We start from the raw sequence: 16,936 nt of genomic DNA, 5'->3' as shown, positions 1-16,936 counted from the left end.
CTGGTAAGGTGTTGGGGTTTCGAGTACAAAGATGTGCTCTCAACGCTTCGCTTATGTTCGCAAAAGCCGTACTTCGCTACGGCTTTCGCTCCAATCCCTTGCAGTGCAAGTGGTTGTTACTTTTTGTTGTGCATTAAAATAAGTATTGTAATCGATTTTTGAACTGTAGAACTTGACTTTAAAGAAGTTAAAACAAAACAATAATTCACATACAATCGACAGTAAGAGTTCTTAGTCCTTTCACTATAAAAGTAGGATGGAAGCGGAAGTTGGCGGCGAAATGCAAAGATGTGCTCCTAACGCTTCGCTTTTACTCGCAAAAGCCGTCCTTCGTTACGGCTCTTCCCGCAGGATCAGCTCGAAAGGAGAGACAACCAAAAGGGAGCAACGCGACCTGGTTGGCTCACCGAGAGCCCATGGGAAAGCGTCCGCCAACTGGAGCTTCCATCCCAACGTACACACTAAGTAACTCACTCTTCCCAAGCACTTGCACTTGCACTTGCACTTGCACTTGTCTTGTTCTTAAACTTAAACAAGTCCAAACAACACAAAAAAGATGCCCCGAAACCCCGGGACATCCTACTTGCTTATCACTTCATATTCTCAGACGTAATCTCCGCACAAGCAAATGGCGTTCCTGAGTCGCCTGCTGGATCCGTTACGTTATCATCCGGACCTTCATGGATAACCAACGCAGTACCATCCTCATCGATCAAAGAATTATCCATACCTGATTCAAGCGTAACTGCATCTGTCGTTATCGTAACTTTTGCATTGCCATCTTCATCCGCTACTAAATTCTCTAAATCACCTGCGTGGTGTCCATCGGGATTTTCCAAACCATGCTTTTTATCCGTCGGGTTAAAGTGACCGCCAGCAGACTCCTTAAAGTCTGGCGCTGTACAAACGCCCGTTTCATGGAAGTGCATGCCGTGTTCACCTGGCTCAAGGCCTGTTACGTCCACGTCCATTGCTACTCCGGACGGTCCTTGCGTCAGCGTCACCGTACCGATCTCTTCCCCATCTACATTCATGACCGGCGCCATAACTTCTGGCTCAGCCATTTCCTCTTCTTCCACGACAGGATCATCACTGCCATTCACCGGCTCCTTTTCCTCATCTGCCCCGCCACCGCAAGCTGCCATGAGTAACGCGGAGCCCAACACTACACTTGATAATTTCCACATAATTAAATTCCTCCTAATGTACGTTTTATACCGTCCCGTTCATTGCCGCTTGGCTAATGAACTCATAGTGTGTAGTGTACCCACTTTTATGGTTTTCTAACATGTCGCTGAAGTTCTATGAGCGGATTGCAAACTTGATAGAGCAGTTGTAGGGGTGCAGTGAGCACTTAACGTCCGGCTTTGAGCGGACCCGAGACTACATTGAGCGCTTAACGTCTAACATAGCGCACATAACCAGAAACTATGAGCGGATACAAAAAACACTTTTATTATCTAAAATTTACTACCTTACGCATTCATCCAACCAACGTTCCCACACTTGTGAAGAAGCTAAGTCAGTCAACGTATAGCCTGAGAGAGAATATAAAAAACCGGAAACATTTTTCGTTTCCGGTTGAATTTTATGAAAATAATATCTTTTCTAATTCCATTGGTGCAATATATGTATCGCCTTGATAGACGCGCATATTGCCTCCTGAAATTTCATCGATCAACATGATGTTTCGCTCAGGATCACGACCAAACTCCAATTTAATATCATATAGCTCTAAACCTTTTTCTGCCATCTCTGATCGGACTACTTCAGAAATTTGCTGAGTTAATTCTTTAAGAGTTGCGTATTCTTCATGCGTCAAAATGTGAAGTTGTGCCAAAGCATCTTCTGAAATAGGTGGATCTTGACGTTCATCGTCTTTCAATGTCACTTCCACGAAAGCATCGAGTACTTGTCCTTCTTCAGCATACGCACCGAATCTGCGCAAGAAACTTCCGACCGCACGGTATCGACAAATCACTTCTAATCCTTTACCAAAGACCGTAGCAGGCTTCACCGTCATCGTTACTTCGTCCAGATCGGCATCGATGTAATGTGTCGGTATGTTTTGCTCCGCCAATTTCTCAAAAAAGTATTGTGTCATGCGAAGTCCGGACTTTCCGGCACCATCAATTGTCAGGCCTACTGTGTTAGCGCCTGGATCGAAAACACCATCTTCCCCTGTTACATCATCCTTGAATTTCAATAGCACGTGGCCATCTTCCAAGCGGTAGACGTCTTTCGTTTTACCAGAATAGGTTAATTTCATCCGTACGATTCTCCTCTATTCATAAATGTTGTACTACTTATCCAGTATAAAGCACTTTGGTCAGAAGAAAAAGTCTTGTTTGACGAATCTTGACGGGTGTCAAGGCAGTGTACACAAAAATTTCTTATACTTAAGATAATAAATACAAACGAAAAGGATGAGAAGAATGAAAAAAGTCGTATTTTTAATGGAGCCATTCAGCTGCCCATCATGTGTTAAGAAAATTGAAGGTGCCCTATCCAGAGCGAAAGGCGTACAGCAAGTAAAAGTATTATTTCACTCTAGTAAAGTTCGGGTCGAGTTTGATGAATCCGTCGTAGAAGCCAATGAATTGCAGAAATTGATTGTCAAACTCGGCTATCCAGTTCTCAATCAAAAAGTTTCATAAAGAGGAGGTATTCAAATGAATGCAAAACAAACTGTGCGCATCACTTCCCTATCCGCGATATTGCTTGGTGCAGCGATCATCTTGCACTTCGCGGGCTTTCATGACGCGCGTCAGATTACATTAATCGCTACCACTATAATTGCGGGTACTCCGATTGCCATAAAAGCGTGGAAAGCTATTCGAATGAAAGCTTTCAGTATTGAGCTTCTCGTCACGATCGCAGTCATCGGTGCCCTATTTATCGGTGAATATGTAGAATCCGCAGCAGTTACGTTCTTGTTTTTATTCGGAGCGTTGCTTGAAATTCGTACAATGGAGAAAACACGCTCTTCCCTCAAAGCACTTGTCGATCTGGCCCCGCTAGAAGCGAGTGTCCTTCGGGATGGTAAACTAGTGACGATTGCTGTTGATGACGTAGAAATCGGTGATCGGGTAATCGTTCGCTCAGGTGAACAAGTTCCCGTAGACGGTCCGATTGTTACAGGAAACGCATCTATAAATGAAGCAGCCATCACAGGAGAGTCGGTACCCGCATCCAAAACACTAGATGATCAAGTATTTAGCGGTACATTAGTAGACAATGGCTATATTGAAATAATTGCAGAACGTGTAGGTGACGATACAGCATTCGCTCGTATTATCGAGCTAGTCGAAGAAGCACAAGAAGCCAAGTCGAAAACTCAAAAATTCTTAGAGCGATTTGCTAACATTTATACACCTTCCATCGTCATCCTATCGATTATCGTCTATATATTCACACGCAACATCGAAATGACATTAACCTTCCTGGTCATCGCTTGTCCTGGAGCTCTTGTCATTTCCGCTCCCGTCTCGATCGTAGCTGGAATTGGTAACGGAGCCCGTCATGGCGTGCTCATTAAAGGTGGCGACGTGATGGAGCAATTGGCGAAAATCGATACTGTCGTCTTTGATAAAACAGGTACTTTAACTAAAGGACGTCCAGAAGTCACAGACATCCATAGCTTTGGCATCGACAAAGAAGAGCTACTGCGTTTAACTGCAGAAGCTGAACTGATGTCTGAACACCATCTCGGTCAAACGATCGTTCGAGAAGCAAAAAAACGCTTGATTCATTTGAAACATCAAGCACAAGACGCACAAGTTATGAAAGGTAACGGACTTCTTGCTGAAGTAGATGGCCAGCAACTCGCAGCGGGTAACCGGAAGCTAATGATCTCACAAGGTATAGCTATTTCTCCAACTATAGAAGAGTATGCATCCAAGCGAGAAAAAGCAGGTAACACAGCCGTGTTCATCAGCATTGGCGGAGAAATCGCAGGTATTATTTCCATAGCGGATCAAATCCGTCCAGAAGCCGCAGCTGCCCTAGCCAAACTACGAAGAAATGGTATTAAACAAATGATTATGCTAACGGGCGACAATGTACACACGGCCCGACTCGTTGGCGAACAACTTGGACTCGATAGCGTCTATGCGGAGCTGTTACCTGAAGACAAAGTAGCTGCTGTCCAAAAGTTGAAAGCGCAAGGACATCGAGTAGCGATGGCAGGTGACGGAATCAATGATGCACCCGCAATCGCCACTGCAGATATCGGACTGGCAATGGGTAAAGGCGGAACAGACATTTCCATGGAAACAGCAGACATCGTCTTGATGGCGGATCGACTGGATCAATTCGCCCACGCCTATGCATTATCGAAAGCGACTGTGAACAATATGAAGCAAAACACCTTCTTCGCAGTCGGCACAGTAGTTCTATTGCTAATCGGTGTACTGCTAGGCAAAGTCTTCCTAGCATCCGGAATGCTTATCCACGAAGCAAGTGTACTTCTTGTCATATTGAACGCCATTCGATTAATACGCTATACTAGTGACAAAGTGTCCAATCGAAATGTAAGCGAGGTGAAAGTGAATGAGTCAGCAGCCCCACAATGACACGACCGATCATCGAATGTGTGTATCGCTTGTTCCACTGTTCAATCACTTGGAAAAAGATCAGATGAAGCACATTGTAGAACTTGCGCGAAGCAGCCCCTATCCACGTGGACAAATTATTTACAATGAAGGCGACCGCTCCGAAGGCTTGTATATATTGCACAAAGGAAGAATTAAAATATATCGCCTATCAGAAAACGGCAAAGAGCAGATCGTACGAATATTAGAACCCGGAGATTTCACAGGCGAGCTATCATTATTCGATGCCAAGCCTCATGATGCCTATGCAGAAACTCTTGAACCTGTGGAATTATGTGTTATTCAACGGAACCAAATGCAGCAACTTCTACAAAAGCATCCCGCGATTTCATTGAAGATGTTGGAAGAGTTCTCCTCTCGCCTCGCCCGAACAGAACAACGGGCGGCACGAATCGGTATGGAATCAGCAGAAACGCGAATCGCCCTTTACCTGGTAGACTTATCAGAAGAACAAAGACAATTGAAAGTTGAATTACCAATGAGTCGCAAAGACCTTGCCTCTCACTTAGGGACGACACCTGAAACAATCAGTCGAAAATTAAGCGCCTTCGAAGAGTCTGGCTGGATTCGCCAGCCCAGTATGAAAGCAGTAGAAATTCTCGACTTGGATGCTTTGTTACTGTTATAAAAGAAATGCTTTTCATTCTACCGTACACGTGATAGGCTAGTTCTGAAAATCAAATATTTTGACCATTAGGGGAATCCTTCACAAGGACTGAGAAAAGAGTGTGGCTCTGAAACCCTTATTACCTGAACAGGTTAGCACCTGCGGAGGGAAGTGGCGAGTCGCTCCATATATATTTCTGTCGACATTTCTACCACTTTCCGATTCGGGAAGTGGTTTTTTCTATTGGAGGGGAATGAATGAAGTTACTTGGCGTTACCGACGACCGTCTTTCGGTGGATGAACTGACACTACACTTGTTGCACATTAGAAATTTCCAGAGTTCACTCTCAGTTGCTCGATTCATTCACTGTAAGATCGTGGCAAGTTTGCTTGGCTGATTGTTTGATGTCTCTTATTCTCTTAGAGCGGTCGTGTGTGGTCTACGAGCGGTTAACTTGCTGGATAGAGCGAATAGCGAGTCACATAGAGCGGATAACTTTCTGGATAGAGCGGATAGCGAGTCATATAGAGCGGATAAAACGCCACATAGAGCGTTCAGCCAGTTGCATTGAGCGACCACGACGATTTTACGACCTAAACCACACAATCCACCAATAAAAAACGCTTCGGAAAGCCTTAAAACGGCAGTCCGAAGCGTTTATTTCATTAAAATTCTAGCACTATACTTACTCAGTCACATCCGCCTCAGCCGAACTCTCTAGCCTTAGCACACCATCCGTCATCTTATACACTTTATCTACGTACTTGATCAACCGTACGTCATGCGTCACGACAATGGTCGCCGTTTGATTGGACTTCGTTTCATTTCGCAACAACTCCATTACTTCAAACGCCCGATCAGAATCGAGCGAAGCTGTAGGCTCATCTGCCAAAAGAATCGCCGGCTTACTGAACAACGCCTTGGCAATCGCCACACGTTGTCGCTCACCGCCCGATAAATCGGAAGGATAATTCTTATGCAATTTGGTAATACCTAAATCCTCGTATAACTTACGTTGCTCGTCTTTTGACATATTGTCTTTCTTTACTTTATTCAGCAATTCCAGCTGCTCGTCAACAGTTAAGAACGGTACGAGGTTGGAAGCCTGCAATATAAAACCGATTTCCTGCAAGCGAATTTTAGAACGTTGCTTTTCATTCAGCTGCGATAATTCTTTACCATTGATGATCACTTGGCCTTCACTTGGAGTTTGCAGACCGCCAGCCACCGTCAGGAACGTACTTTTACCAGAACCGGATGGGCCAATGACTGCGACCAATTCGCCACGTTCGACTACAAAATTGGTCTCTTTCATCGCCTCGACTAGCGTATTGTCTTCACCGAACGTCTTTTTCGCATTTCGTAATTCTAGTACCATCGTTTATCCTCCTATCGCTTCGAGCGGATCAATTCGGATAATCGTCCAAACCGAAATGACGGCTCCGAGAATCGCCACTACTATTAAGACCAAACCATAAATAATCATAGTAGGTATATCAAACATGATAGGAACGGCATTTGGCAGGAAGCTTCCCGCAAGTAATGTCAGACCAAACGCGAGGACAACGCCGATTAGCGCAAGAATGAAAGTCTGCGCGATAACCGATCGTGCCAAATACGCACTGGAAATCCCCTGCGCTTTCATCAGACCGAACATGCTGATTTTCTGAACAGTCAATACGTACAAGAAAATCGCAACGATTGCGGCTGAGATAACGAATAAGAAGTAGATCATATACGTTAACGTCAAATTCTGCTCCGTGTAACCGGGTAAGTTCTCGATAAACGTTTCCGTTTCAATAATCTCTGTATTATCAGGCAATGAAAGTTGATCCCACTCTTTATCCTTGACGACAATCGCGTTGACAATATCTTTATTCATTGTATACGCGTCTCCAAATTTGATCTTCTGCATGTCATTTAACTTCATATAAAGTATCGGTGATGCATTAAAACGAGCCTTTTCCGTAAAGCCGACAATCGTCAGTTCCGTATCAGATGATGATAGCTCCAACGTATCACCGATCTTAAAGCCTTCATCTTTCAACACATTCGATGCTACCACACCGTTTTGAACATAAAACGTCGGATCCCCTTCACTGACTTCTGGCTTGATGAACTCATCCCGATCAATACCGAAAAGCATAACGTTTTGCTTAGTGTCACCATTGTTCGCGATGGCACCCATTTGGCTGACAACAGCTGTTTCTTTCGCGCCTAGCTCATCGGCTATTTCCTTGTTGAGCGCCGATTCGTACAAGCTCTTATCAGATTCCTCCGTCAGTAGAACAGCATCTACTTTCCATGTGTCGATCGCTTCCCTGTTCATACTAGCTAACCCATTAGCTAGACCTGATAGGAAGAACACAAGGAATGATACCAATAGCAAAATCGACGTAATGAGTAAAAACCGTAGTTTATTCTTTCTAATTTCGCTCCAAGCTAAAAACATTCGCGCTCACTTCCTTTTATAGGACATCTATCGCTTCTTCTAATTCATAAGAAGTTGAAACTACTTCTTTTGATACGCCGCCAATCGATGTAACAACGTCTTGCAGATTTTTCATATGGTCTGAAAAATGCCGGATATCATCAATCGTCAAATGGACTGTATCTGTTATGTTTTGGAATGTTTCTCTCGTTATTTCAGTCTCTTTCATGCCCATATCCGCAAACTTCGTGACCGTATCAATGGCAACATGAACGGCTTGCGTCTTTGCTTTTGACTGGGCGACAAGTTGCGCAATATTATCTGTCGACTGTTTCGTCTGATCAGCAAGATTTCGTACTTCATCCGCAACGACCGCGAAGCCTTTTCCATGAACACCCGCACGTGCCGCTTCAATTGCGGAGTTGAGTGCCAACAGATTCGTCTGATCAGCAATATTTTTCACTAGTTGTACAACCTCTTCAATTTGAATGGAAGCACGGTTCAATTCTTCAACCAATTCCGCCATGCCTTTCGTCTCTTTAACAATCGTCTCCGATGTTACAACCATCTGCGCCATCTGCTCGATTCCCGATTGCGCTTGATTGGCAGAAGTTTCGGAACGTATGATACTTTCTTGGATTTTTCCATCTAGAGTAGCGGATTGCTCAATCAAATCGTTGACTACTGCATACGTAGACTCAGACTTTTCCTCGATTTCAAGCGCAATGCTGCCGATTTGTTGCTTGACGCTATTTTTTATTTCTTGTTGGTTTGCACGGATTGCGTCATTCGTACTCTTCTCAAATGCTTCAAGAACCAACTGCTTTTCGAAATTCAATATTTTGCTTAATGCTACAATCATTTCTCGCTCTTCCGCACGATCTAATTCTAGATCAAATAATATGTCGAGCATCGTGGAATGCAAGTTTTGAAAAGCTGCGATATACCATTTAGGTTCCAATCCAATTCGCAAATGCGCATTTGCCACTTTACTGCGATTGATCATATACGCTTCGTCAATTACACCGTCGAATAAACCACCGAGATGTACGGCTAATGTTTTACTCAAATATTCCGTCGTACTGTTCTTTTTAATCATTTGGGACAGCGCAGGAACTGCGGTCACACTTGAATAAAATGCTTTTACGATTTCATCAATCCGAGCGCTCATCGGTTCTTTTAGTGCACGTAATAGTTGTAAATCCCGCTCTCTTAATTGAATAGCATCTAACTGCAATTGAACTTCTTTGGTAGGTACTTGCAATTTGACAGGGACAGAGGAAATAGGTTGTATTAATGATAGTGTCTTACGTCTTTTAGCGATCCACATAGTAGTATTCTCCTTTTTCTTCAACTGACACGAATAAATCGCTGTTTTTTCTAGGTTGTTTAGACTTTGTACAATGTTGTATACTAGTTAATTATACACATAAGTAATTCCAAATACTAGAGTTCGTCATTAGAATAGACCTATTCTATTCTTTCGGTTTCCTATTTATCAAAACCCCTACAACGAAACCGTATAATGCATGACCAGCGACCCACCACAACAAAGAAATTATGTTTGTAACACTTGGCGTTCGGTCAGAAAATGATGTCGTTGGATACAATAACAACCCTATGGCGACATTCACTAGAAGAGGGAACAGAATCGCATGGTTACGTATGAAACCCCTACTCTTATCATATAGGATCACAAGTATGATACAGAGCACGACTGAAACGATGAGATGAAAAAACACTTCAATAACTTCTGGAAATTGATACTCTTTTACGATGGGTATGTAATCTACGTTCAGTAACAGTGTATATACTTTGTCACCCGTTACCGCTTGCACCATTTTCAAGACAATAGCGAGCAGAATCCCTGTTACAATACCTATCCAGGTGCCTTGCACAATATATTTAGTTTTCATTTATACACCTTCCTACAATGTAAAAATAACAGATTTGACTTGTCTCGTCAAATCTATGTATAATGTTAGACATGTAGAACAAGGCGATTGATCATTGTTCATTCTAGTATAAAGAAAGGTTGGTTGCTTTGAAGCCGTCATCTGAAACCCCGACGTATACAATTAAACAGGTTGCAGATCAAACAGGCTTGTCGAGGCAAGTCTTGAGGAAATGGGAAGAACGTTATGATATTGTGATTCCACACCGTCTCGATAATGGATATCGAATCTATCATGACGACGACATTCGGTTATTTTTACTGATGAAACGTTACGCAGAAGATGGCTTTGCACTATCACAGGCGGCCGAAATGGCAAAATCTCAGAAGAAAACCGATATGCCATCGAATTCGGAAGATACGTATTTAGAGGATACATTGAGTGATTTATTGCTTCACGGTAAAAATTGCGATGAGTTAGAATTAAACTTCTCCCTTCAAGCCGCCTTTCATCGATTGGGTCTTGAGCACTACCTAAGCCAAATCGTCATTCCTTTTTTGAAAGAAGTAGGCGATCACTGGGCAAGTGGTGAGTGGGACGAGTATCAGGAAGCTTTGTCTAGTCTGGTCGTACGAGATCAACTCGTTCAGCTACGACGCAATTTCCAATACCGAGAGGACTCCCCTATATTATTAGGCGCGTGCCTTCCTCATGAATCGCATGAAATTCCGGTGCATATTTTTTTACTACAATTAATGCTTAAGGGCTGGCGTACAGCGATGATTGGTTCGTCGCCAGCTCCAGGTGCTATTCAGTCACTTATTGATAAGATAAAGCCCGTCAAAGTATTGCTATCAGCTTCCACTACTTTTCCGTTCGAAAAGAATCCACAGCTCATGCAGGAGTTGGATGAATTTGCAGGAAAACATCCTAATACCGAATTCTATCTAGGGGGATACGGCGCATTCATTTGGGCTGATAAGCTACATTTACAACATATTCATCTGCTTGAATCCATTGATGAAATTTAAGTGTTTTTGCATGTATCATACGCTGCCAATGCGCGCGCACGGGCAGCTTGATGATCCACCATCGGAGCTGGATAGGACGTACCGATTGTAACTCCCGCTGCTTTTAGTACGTCATCCGGCGCTTCTGCAGGTTCGAATACAAACTTAACTGGCATGTCCGTTAACTCGGGCAGCCATTTTTTTATATACCGTGCGTCTTCATCGAATTTTTTTGCCTGCAAAATCGGATTAAACACCCTGAAGTACGGTGAGGCATCAAAGCCGCTACCCGCCACCCATTGCCATCCCATCGCATTATTTGCTATGTCCAAGTCCACGAGAGTTTCTTCAAACCACGCCATACCTTCACGCCAATCGATCAATAAATGCTTAATCAAAAAAGAAGCTACAACCATCCGTACTCGGTTATGCATATAACCTGTTTCCCATAATTCACGCATTCCCGCATCGACTAATGGATAACCGGTATGCCCTGTTTTCCATATTTCCAACCGACTATCTGCGGGTTGCCACGGAAATTTTTCAAACTCCGGTCGCACAGGTTTTGTCATCATCTCAGGGAAATATAGCAACTGATAATTATCAAAGTCACGCCACGCCAATTGACGGATAAAAGCCTCTACTTGCTGATCACCGACATCATCTGCCGCAGCAATTGCCCCGTGCCATAACGAACGCACACTAACATTTCCCCATGCCAAGTAAGGAGACAATCGTGAAACACTAGCTTTTGCAGGAAGGTCTCGCCCGACTAGATAATCGTATAATCCACTGTCCCGAAACGTTTCCCAACGCTCCATAGCGGCTACTTCTCCAGGTTGCCAATGATTCGTTAACTTGTCATACCAACGATGATCCGATAAAAGCTCCCATTCACCTGAAGACAATGAATAGTATTTCACAGTAGACGGTATAAGTTCAGGTGTCGCAAGCGGTGCTGCTATCGGTTCTTGCCGTAGTCGCTTCCAAAACGGAGTAAATACTTTATACGGCTGATTGGTTTTATTAAAAATCACATCAGGCGCTACAAGGAGTGTACCTTGGAATGAACGGACTTGAACGCGCTGTTTCTCACAAGCTTCTGCCAATTCACGCTCTACTTCCCGGCTTTCTGGATCGTATAATTCATTGAAAGTAAGTTGATCCGCCCCGCTTTCTTCTATTAATTTCAGCAACTGTTCAACAGGGTGTCCTTCTCTGACAATAAATTGAATCTGTTGGTCTGCAAAGCGCTTGATCATTTCTAGTAAGCTGTGATGCAGCCACCAATCCGATGCCGCATGACGCACTTTTGGTAAAATGAAAACGGGCAGCACCTCTCCATGTGCCGCCGCTTCCACCAATGCTGGATGATCATGTAAACGCAAATCTTTTCGGAACCAAACTATTGTTTTGCCCATTCTATTCTCTCCTTTTACTCAGCTTAAAACGCACCCGAGCCACCGCCACCTCCACCGGTTCCCCCTCCGCCACTGCTGCTATTATCGCTACTTGGGGCGTTGTTTGACACATTCGATGAAGCTTGGTTGAATGATCCTGCAAGAAACACCGGATTGTAAATGGAGCCTTCATAGTAGCCACTTCCATAACTCGCATCTCCCGTATCGTGTCGGGATCTTGTACGATTTTGATCCAGTTGCTTCTGAGCGTTGACAAAGTCATTATAATACGCGTCCAATTCTGGATTCTTCACCCCTACACCATAAATCAACACACGAAATCGATCATCAAGTGAGAGTCCTTCCCACTTCTTCGTATCAAGTTCCTTCATCCACTTATCCACTCGTTCCCACTCAAGCTTCAGCAAAGTTCCTTCATAATTATACGGACTGTAAAACAACGCGAAGCCAAAAGCTACCAACGTCAAAACCCCTACTAGCACCAGTTGCGCGTACAACTCATAATAGACAAATGCGATAGCGAATCCGATGCCCATCGCCCCGATCAAACTGAGGATTATACGTTCCTTCGTAGTCTTTATCTTCACCTCATACTGATTCAATTCTTCTTTTACGAGATCTTTCCACATCGTAAACTTTTTATCGAATGCTTCATAGTTTTTCTTTTCTTTCGTATAACTATTCAATTCATTCAATGTGAATTTTTTCTCCTGTCCGATTTGGTAAAATAGTAACTGAATCAACTGCTTCTCATGCTCTAGTTTGACGTTCGCATCGATCAACTCAAACTCGTCATCGGAAACTTGCTTTACATGCCCTTTGCGAACGAGATCAAGCAACGCCGCGGACATCAGCTCTACGGAAGCTACGCCATTCTTGAAAAGAAGCAATGCTGGTAAGCTCATATTATTGGAAGGAACGTAGAAACCATTCGCATCCATTTCATATTGCGCTTCCTTGCTATACCTTTTCTTTCTGGCACTCGCAAAGAACCCAATCAGACCCACTCCTAAAATACCGACCGCTACACTGACACTACCAAAAATACCGGTAGTCCTTTGATTTTGAATGAACTCTTCACGTTTTCTAATTGCCGTTTCCTGATCCTCTTTCACTACTGGACGAATATCTTGATCAATTGCGATCATTCCTGGAAATAAAGACGGTTCATAGACAACGCGGATATCACCATTGTCCCCAGCATCAACTGCTCCCAACGAGAATACAACCGTTCCATCAGGCTGTAGCTTACCAGTCCCTTCCGCACTGTCGTATCCGATGAACAACACGTCAGACGCGTCAGCAGGCGGCACAATAGTAATCGTCATATTGCCATAATCTGTTTCATTACGACGGTCAAAAAACGGCCAAAGGAATTGTCCTCCATCATTATACTTTTCCATTCCATTGGTAATCGTATACTGCAAATCGAACGTTATGACTTCGCCGTCTCCTTTGCGATGTACTCGATATTCTGTACCGCGCTTTTCGATCTCTAATTCTTTACCCTCTTCATAAGCAGTAAAGCCTTTAATCGAAGCCCCTCTTTTCGGTTGAATTTCTCGAATGATTCCATTAAATTCACTGTCAAAATCATACGTATGCTTCTCCTCTACTCGAACAGTGCCATCAGGTTCCAACTGCGCATTGATTTTCACATCCGGAATGCTAAAATCCACGGCTCCTGCTGTCATCGGTAGAACTAGAAAAGCCAGTAAAGCGACAAATAATAGTTTCCATTTCATAAAAAATCACCTCTTATCATGAGTATACGATAAGAGGTAATTAATAGATTCATTTATTGGCAGAGTATTTGGAAGTTCGATATGGACATTCTATAATTTCATAGCTTTATAAAAGTATATACCCATTGAACCAAAAAGCAGTACCAAGATCATGATGAAAATGGGCATGTTCAACGTAGCGATTTTAGCCAAGGCAATGTCTGTCATTTGCCAGATCAAAAAGACAAACAACAGAGTTGAAATGTTTTTGATGACGTTCATAAACAGCACGCCATAACGATAGTGGATTTCTACGTTATCAGGCCGCAAGTTTATGTAGTTATACATATGCGGATACTTTTCCAATATCCCCAACCCAACCCACATGGCGATACCAATAATCGGCAACAGCAGTAATTCCACTCTGTTTCCATAGCGATCCACTTCACCGTCCGCACCAAAATGTGCAGGAATTCGTTCGGGTAATTGACTCCACTGCAGGAGTAAATAGACGAGAGCAGCAGCGAATAAAGCGATAACCAACACATCGAGCACTTTTGCTACAGCAGGTTTCTCTATGTCAAGCTTCGGTTTTTTCATCTCCATACTCTCGCCACCTAACTTATGATTCCTTTGCGCTCGTCATTTCAAATACATCAAAGACATTTTCTTTAATATTGAGCGACATGATCTTGCCTTGTTTTTCATAGAAATGAATAGATCCTCTACGGTCTTCCACCATTTCTGTCCATCCCCAGTCCTCAATCGTGCGTAAATAATGATCTGGTGGATTGCCCTCTGCGTCCCCGATTCCCTTCAGCTTATACTTCGCCGATTTAGAAATCTCTCCTATGCAATCTTCAGCCTTCACTTCATACGCTTCTTTCGGCACAGGGAATCCTTGATTGATGATGGCCATCCGGTAGCCGTCTTCCTGACTATACACGTTGGAACAACCAGTTATCCAAAAGACAGATACTAACACCAACAGCGCAAGTATTTGTTTCATATGTCTACCTCCCGTTTTACGACTTCGTTACATCCATCGTACTAGGAAATATTGACATTGTCACCAAACGTTTTTGTGACGAATTAACGTAACTTCTGCACAATAACTACTTTCAAATAATTAAATTCAGGATAGTCCCGTGGTGTGCGGAAATCTCTTGGTAACGAAGACTCTTCCACTACTTTATAGCGCATATCCATCTCTTTAAATGCTTGCTCAATGAATCCTTTGAACTTCTTCATACTGAAGCTTGCGTTATTCGTAGAAGCTACGATATAGCCATTCTTCTCTGTAACCGCGATCGCTTCTTTCATCAGCATAGGATAGTCCTTCGCTGTACTAAATGTATATTTCTTCGAACGTGCAAAGCTCGGTGGATCCAGCACAACAAGTCCAAATTTCATGTCATGACGCTTCGCATAACGGAAATAATCAAAGACATCCATCACTTTGATATCTTGCTGCTCATAGTCAATGCCGTTGACGCTGAACTGTTCAATCGTCTTCGCGACACTGCGCTTCGCCAAATCGACACTCGTCGTTTTCACTGCACCGCCTAAAGCAGCCGCAACCGAGAACGCCCCGGTATACGAGAACGTATTCAACACTTCGCGACCTTCCGAGTAGTTATCCCGAATCGCCTCGCGTACATCACGCTGATCCAGGAAAATCCCAGTCATCGCGCCATCGTTCAAATCAATCGCAAAGTTCATGCCATTCTCCTTGATGATAATCGGAAAATCTCCAGGCGTTCCTTTGACAAAATCGTCCTGCTCGACATACTGCCCCTTCGAATCAAAGCGCTTCTTCTCATAGACCGCTTTATAATCGCCACGCTTGTCCAACACATTATAGACGTGGTGACGGAACGCATAAATACCTTCACTATACCAGCTGACCATGTAATAACCGTCGAAGAAATCAATCGTCAAACCACCAATTCCATCGCCTTCTCCATTGAACAAACGGTAAGCCGTCGTATCCGGATCTTCCGCGTATACCTCACGTCGTTCAAAAGCCGTTGCCATTTTCTGATCAAAGAAATCAAAATCGATCTCTTCTCTTTCATTCGAAGTCAGCACCCAGCCGATTCCTTTATTTTGAATTCCATAATACCCCGTAGCCAAATATTTATGATACCGATCCGTCAGACGAATCAAACTACCTTCCTTCGCCTGAATCTCACTACTCATCACAGCATCCTTCAAAACCAACGGATACCCCTTCTTCAAAGCCACCGTGCCCTGTGCATTCAACTGTATTTCAACTAATTTACTCATATCGTCATCCTCAAAGTGTATTTTCTCTATTATCGCATGGATGACACAAAAGTGAAAGCGGCTCGATAGGATCGACAGGCATAAGGCGGGCTGGACTTGAGGCGCTCTTTGCCTCACGACCAGCACGACTTATGACCCGAGATCCTAGCCGCTGGAACTGGATGACACAAAAGTGAAAGGTGGCGCTTAGAGTCGACAGGCATAAGGCGAAGATGCGAAGCGGCGTTTTTTGCCGCACAGCAGCTTTGACTTATGACCCGAGACTCTGCCACCTGGAACTGGATGAACCAAAAGTGAAAGGTGGCGCTTAGAGTCGGCATCCTCAAAAACACATACTTTTACGACATTTACTCATCCTTCACTTACAATGAAAATACTAAAACAACCAAACAGGAGGAATTCACATGAAAATCATCCCATTAGGCATCTGGGGCGGCTATCCGAAAGCAAGTAGCGCCACCTCTTCATTTCTAATTGAACACGAAGGGTTCCATTGCCTTTTCGACTGCGGTAGCGGCGTACTATCTTCCTTGCAAAACTACATCGAACTCGACCAACTCGACGCAGTGGTCATCAGCCATTATCACGCGGATCACATCGCAGACATAGGAAGCCTACAATATAGCCGATTGATTCAATACTACTTAGGACAACCTTCCCCACCATTACCGATTTATGGTCATGCGCGAGATAGGAAAGAATTTGCGAAGTTGACGTATAAAGAACAAACGCTAGGTATCGAAATTCAGGTAAATGAATCCGTTCAAATCGGTCCATTTACGGTTACGTTTTGTCCAACAATCCATCCGGTCTACTGCCTCGCAATGAAGTTCACAGTGGATGACAAGTCAGTAGTTTTCACGGCAGACACAGAATGGTCGGACAAGCTCATACCTTTCGCACAGCACGCGGACATTCTATTCTGCGAGGCCAACCTGTACGAAG

General features: G+C 43.6%; 17 protein-coding genes and 1 riboswitch. Of the genes, 6 read left to right on the top strand and 11 right to left on the bottom strand.

Going from position 1 to position 16,936, the window contains the following annotated elements; translation table 11 throughout:
- Nucleotides 1–590 precede the first annotated feature (590 nt).
- Complete coding sequence (locus Q7P97_RS07950; RefSeq protein WP_303968689.1) at nt 591–1,187, bottom strand: superoxide dismutase family protein; 597 nt, start codon at nt 1,185–1,187, stop codon at nt 591–593.
- 401 nt (nt 1,188–1,588) lie between these two features.
- A complete protein-coding gene (locus Q7P97_RS07945) occupies nt 1,589–2,269 on the bottom strand; it encodes a phosphoribosylaminoimidazolesuccinocarboxamide synthase (protein ID WP_085427902.1) in 681 nt (226 codons plus the stop codon).
- A gap of 166 nt (nt 2,270–2,435) precedes the next feature.
- Between Q7P97_RS07945 and Q7P97_RS07940 the strand changes: the two genes are divergently transcribed.
- The 4 genes from Q7P97_RS07940 to Q7P97_RS07925 all read left to right on the top strand — a co-directional run bounded on the left by Q7P97_RS07940 (nt 2,436) and on the right by Q7P97_RS07925 (nt 5,618).
- Nucleotides 2,436–2,657, top strand: coding sequence for a heavy-metal-associated domain-containing protein (locus tag Q7P97_RS07940; RefSeq protein ID WP_303968688.1), 222 nt, complete (start codon nt 2,436–2,438; stop codon nt 2,655–2,657).
- A 15-nt stretch (nt 2,658–2,672) separates the two neighbouring features.
- Complete coding sequence (locus Q7P97_RS07935) at nt 2,673–4,574, top strand: heavy metal translocating P-type ATPase (RefSeq protein WP_303968687.1); 1,902 nt, start codon at nt 2,673–2,675, stop codon at nt 4,572–4,574.
- Nucleotides 4,552–5,241, top strand: coding sequence for a Crp/Fnr family transcriptional regulator (locus Q7P97_RS07930; protein ID WP_303968686.1), 690 nt, complete (start codon nt 4,552–4,554; stop codon nt 5,239–5,241). The genes Q7P97_RS07935 and Q7P97_RS07930 overlap by 23 nt, the downstream gene beginning before the upstream one ends.
- Before the next feature lie 57 nt (nt 5,242–5,298).
- A riboswitch (TPP riboswitch) is annotated at nt 5,299–5,407 on the top strand.
- 70 nt (nt 5,408–5,477) lie between these two features.
- Entirely contained in the window at nt 5,478–5,618 is a 141-nt protein-coding gene (locus tag Q7P97_RS07925; RefSeq protein ID WP_303968685.1) for a hypothetical protein, read from the top strand.
- A 288-nt stretch (nt 5,619–5,906) separates the two neighbouring features.
- Here Q7P97_RS07925 and Q7P97_RS07920 read toward each other — a convergent pair whose 3' ends face one another.
- The 4 genes from Q7P97_RS07920 to Q7P97_RS07905 all read right to left on the bottom strand — a co-directional run bounded on the left by Q7P97_RS07920 (nt 5,907) and on the right by Q7P97_RS07905 (nt 9,568).
- Nucleotides 5,907–6,599 (bottom strand): ABC transporter ATP-binding protein, encoded by a 693-nt coding sequence (locus Q7P97_RS07920; RefSeq protein ID WP_303968684.1) that lies wholly within the window; start codon nt 6,597–6,599, stop codon nt 5,907–5,909.
- A 3-nt stretch (nt 6,600–6,602) separates the two neighbouring features.
- On the bottom strand, nt 6,603–7,673 hold the full coding sequence (locus tag Q7P97_RS07915) for an ABC transporter permease (RefSeq protein ID WP_303968683.1): 1,071 nt from the start codon (nt 7,671–7,673) through the stop codon (nt 6,603–6,605).
- Between the two features lie 16 nt (nt 7,674–7,689).
- Nucleotides 7,690–8,982, bottom strand: coding sequence for a globin-coupled sensor protein (locus Q7P97_RS07910; protein WP_303968682.1), 1,293 nt, complete (start codon nt 8,980–8,982; stop codon nt 7,690–7,692).
- A 145-nt stretch (nt 8,983–9,127) separates the two neighbouring features.
- Nucleotides 9,128–9,568, bottom strand: coding sequence for a hypothetical protein (locus Q7P97_RS07905; RefSeq protein ID WP_303968681.1), 441 nt, complete (start codon nt 9,566–9,568; stop codon nt 9,128–9,130).
- A gap of 128 nt (nt 9,569–9,696) precedes the next feature.
- Here Q7P97_RS07905 and Q7P97_RS07900 point away from each other — a divergent pair, with 128 nt between their 5' ends.
- Entirely contained in the window at nt 9,697–10,578 is an 882-nt protein-coding gene (locus Q7P97_RS07900) for a MerR family transcriptional regulator (protein ID WP_303968680.1), read from the top strand.
- On the opposite strand, the gene Q7P97_RS07895 is transcribed toward Q7P97_RS07900, so the two are convergent.
- The 5 genes from Q7P97_RS07895 to Q7P97_RS07875 all read right to left on the bottom strand — a co-directional run bounded on the left by Q7P97_RS07895 (nt 10,575) and on the right by Q7P97_RS07875 (nt 15,991).
- Nucleotides 10,575–11,978: a cryptochrome/photolyase family protein gene (locus Q7P97_RS07895; RefSeq protein ID WP_303968679.1), complete on the bottom strand. Its 1,404-nt coding sequence runs from the start codon at nt 11,976–11,978 to the stop codon at nt 10,575–10,577. The genes Q7P97_RS07900 and Q7P97_RS07895 overlap by 4 nt on opposite strands.
- A gap of 23 nt (nt 11,979–12,001) precedes the next feature.
- Nucleotides 12,002–13,723, bottom strand: a complete 1,722-nt coding sequence (locus tag Q7P97_RS07890; RefSeq protein ID WP_303968678.1) for a DUF2207 domain-containing protein — start codon at nt 13,721–13,723, stop codon at nt 12,002–12,004.
- Between the two features lie 90 nt (nt 13,724–13,813).
- Nucleotides 13,814–14,308: a DUF1648 domain-containing protein gene (locus Q7P97_RS07885; protein ID WP_303968677.1), complete on the bottom strand. Its 495-nt coding sequence runs from the start codon at nt 14,306–14,308 to the stop codon at nt 13,814–13,816.
- A gap of 16 nt (nt 14,309–14,324) precedes the next feature.
- Nucleotides 14,325–14,711 carry a hypothetical protein gene (locus Q7P97_RS07880; RefSeq protein WP_303968676.1) on the bottom strand — a complete coding sequence of 129 codons (387 nt, stop codon included), beginning with the start codon at nt 14,709–14,711 and terminating at the stop codon, nt 14,325–14,327.
- Between the two features lie 83 nt (nt 14,712–14,794).
- Nucleotides 14,795–15,991 (bottom strand): class I SAM-dependent rRNA methyltransferase, encoded by a 1,197-nt coding sequence (locus tag Q7P97_RS07875; protein WP_303968675.1) that lies wholly within the window; start codon nt 15,989–15,991, stop codon nt 14,795–14,797.
- Nucleotides 15,992–16,395: 404 nt separating this feature from the next.
- Between Q7P97_RS07875 and Q7P97_RS07870 the strand changes: the two genes are divergently transcribed.
- The coding region (locus tag Q7P97_RS07870; RefSeq protein ID WP_303968674.1) for an MBL fold metallo-hydrolase at nt 16,396–16,936 on the top strand (541 nt) is incomplete at its 3' end.

Origin of the sequence: Sporosarcina ureae (genome assembly GCF_029267015.1) — a bacterium.
In the GTDB taxonomy this organism is placed as follows: Bacteria; Bacillota; Bacilli; order Bacillales_A; family Planococcaceae; genus Sporosarcina; species Sporosarcina ureae_D.
Note: the sequence above shows the minus strand (reverse complement) of the source record. Positions and strands in the feature narration are given on the sequence as shown.

Bases quoted from the DNA above. Each gene is read 5' to 3' on its own strand.
- Q7P97_RS07915 (WP_303968683.1), bottom strand. From the start codon at position 7,673: ATGTTTTTAGCTTGGAGCGAAATTAGAAAGAATAAACTACGGTTTTTA.
- Q7P97_RS07875 (WP_303968675.1), bottom strand. From the start codon at position 15,991: ATGAGTAAATTAGTTGAAATACAGTTGAATGCACAGGGCACGGTGGCT.
- Q7P97_RS07885 (WP_303968677.1), bottom strand. From the start codon at position 14,308: ATGGAGATGAAAAAACCGAAGCTTGACATAGAGAAACCTGCTGTAGCA.
- Q7P97_RS07920 (WP_303968684.1), bottom strand. From the start codon at position 6,599: ATGGTACTAGAATTACGAAATGCGAAAAAGACGTTCGGTGAAGACAAT.
- Q7P97_RS07945 (WP_085427902.1), bottom strand. From the start codon at position 2,269: ATGAAATTAACCTATTCTGGTAAAACGAAAGACGTCTACCGCTTGGAA.
- Q7P97_RS07895 (WP_303968679.1), bottom strand. From the start codon at position 11,978: ATGGGCAAAACAATAGTTTGGTTCCGAAAAGATTTGCGTTTACATGAT.
- Q7P97_RS07950 (WP_303968689.1), bottom strand. From the start codon at position 1,187: ATGTGGAAATTATCAAGTGTAGTGTTGGGCTCCGCGTTACTCATGGCA.
- Q7P97_RS07910 (WP_303968682.1), bottom strand. From the start codon at position 8,982: ATGTGGATCGCTAAAAGACGTAAGACACTATCATTAATACAACCTATT.
- Q7P97_RS07935 (WP_303968687.1), top strand. From the start codon at position 2,673: ATGAATGCAAAACAAACTGTGCGCATCACTTCCCTATCCGCGATATTG.
- Q7P97_RS07880 (WP_303968676.1), bottom strand. From the start codon at position 14,711: ATGAAACAAATACTTGCGCTGTTGGTGTTAGTATCTGTCTTTTGGATA.
- Q7P97_RS07930 (WP_303968686.1), top strand. From the start codon at position 4,552: ATGAGTCAGCAGCCCCACAATGACACGACCGATCATCGAATGTGTGTA.
- Q7P97_RS07905 (WP_303968681.1), bottom strand. From the start codon at position 9,568: ATGAAAACTAAATATATTGTGCAAGGCACCTGGATAGGTATTGTAACA.
- Q7P97_RS07940 (WP_303968688.1), top strand. From the start codon at position 2,436: ATGAAAAAAGTCGTATTTTTAATGGAGCCATTCAGCTGCCCATCATGT.
- Q7P97_RS07890 (WP_303968678.1), bottom strand. From the start codon at position 13,723: ATGAAATGGAAACTATTATTTGTCGCTTTACTGGCTTTTCTAGTTCTA.
- Q7P97_RS07925 (WP_303968685.1), top strand. From the start codon at position 5,478: ATGAAGTTACTTGGCGTTACCGACGACCGTCTTTCGGTGGATGAACTG.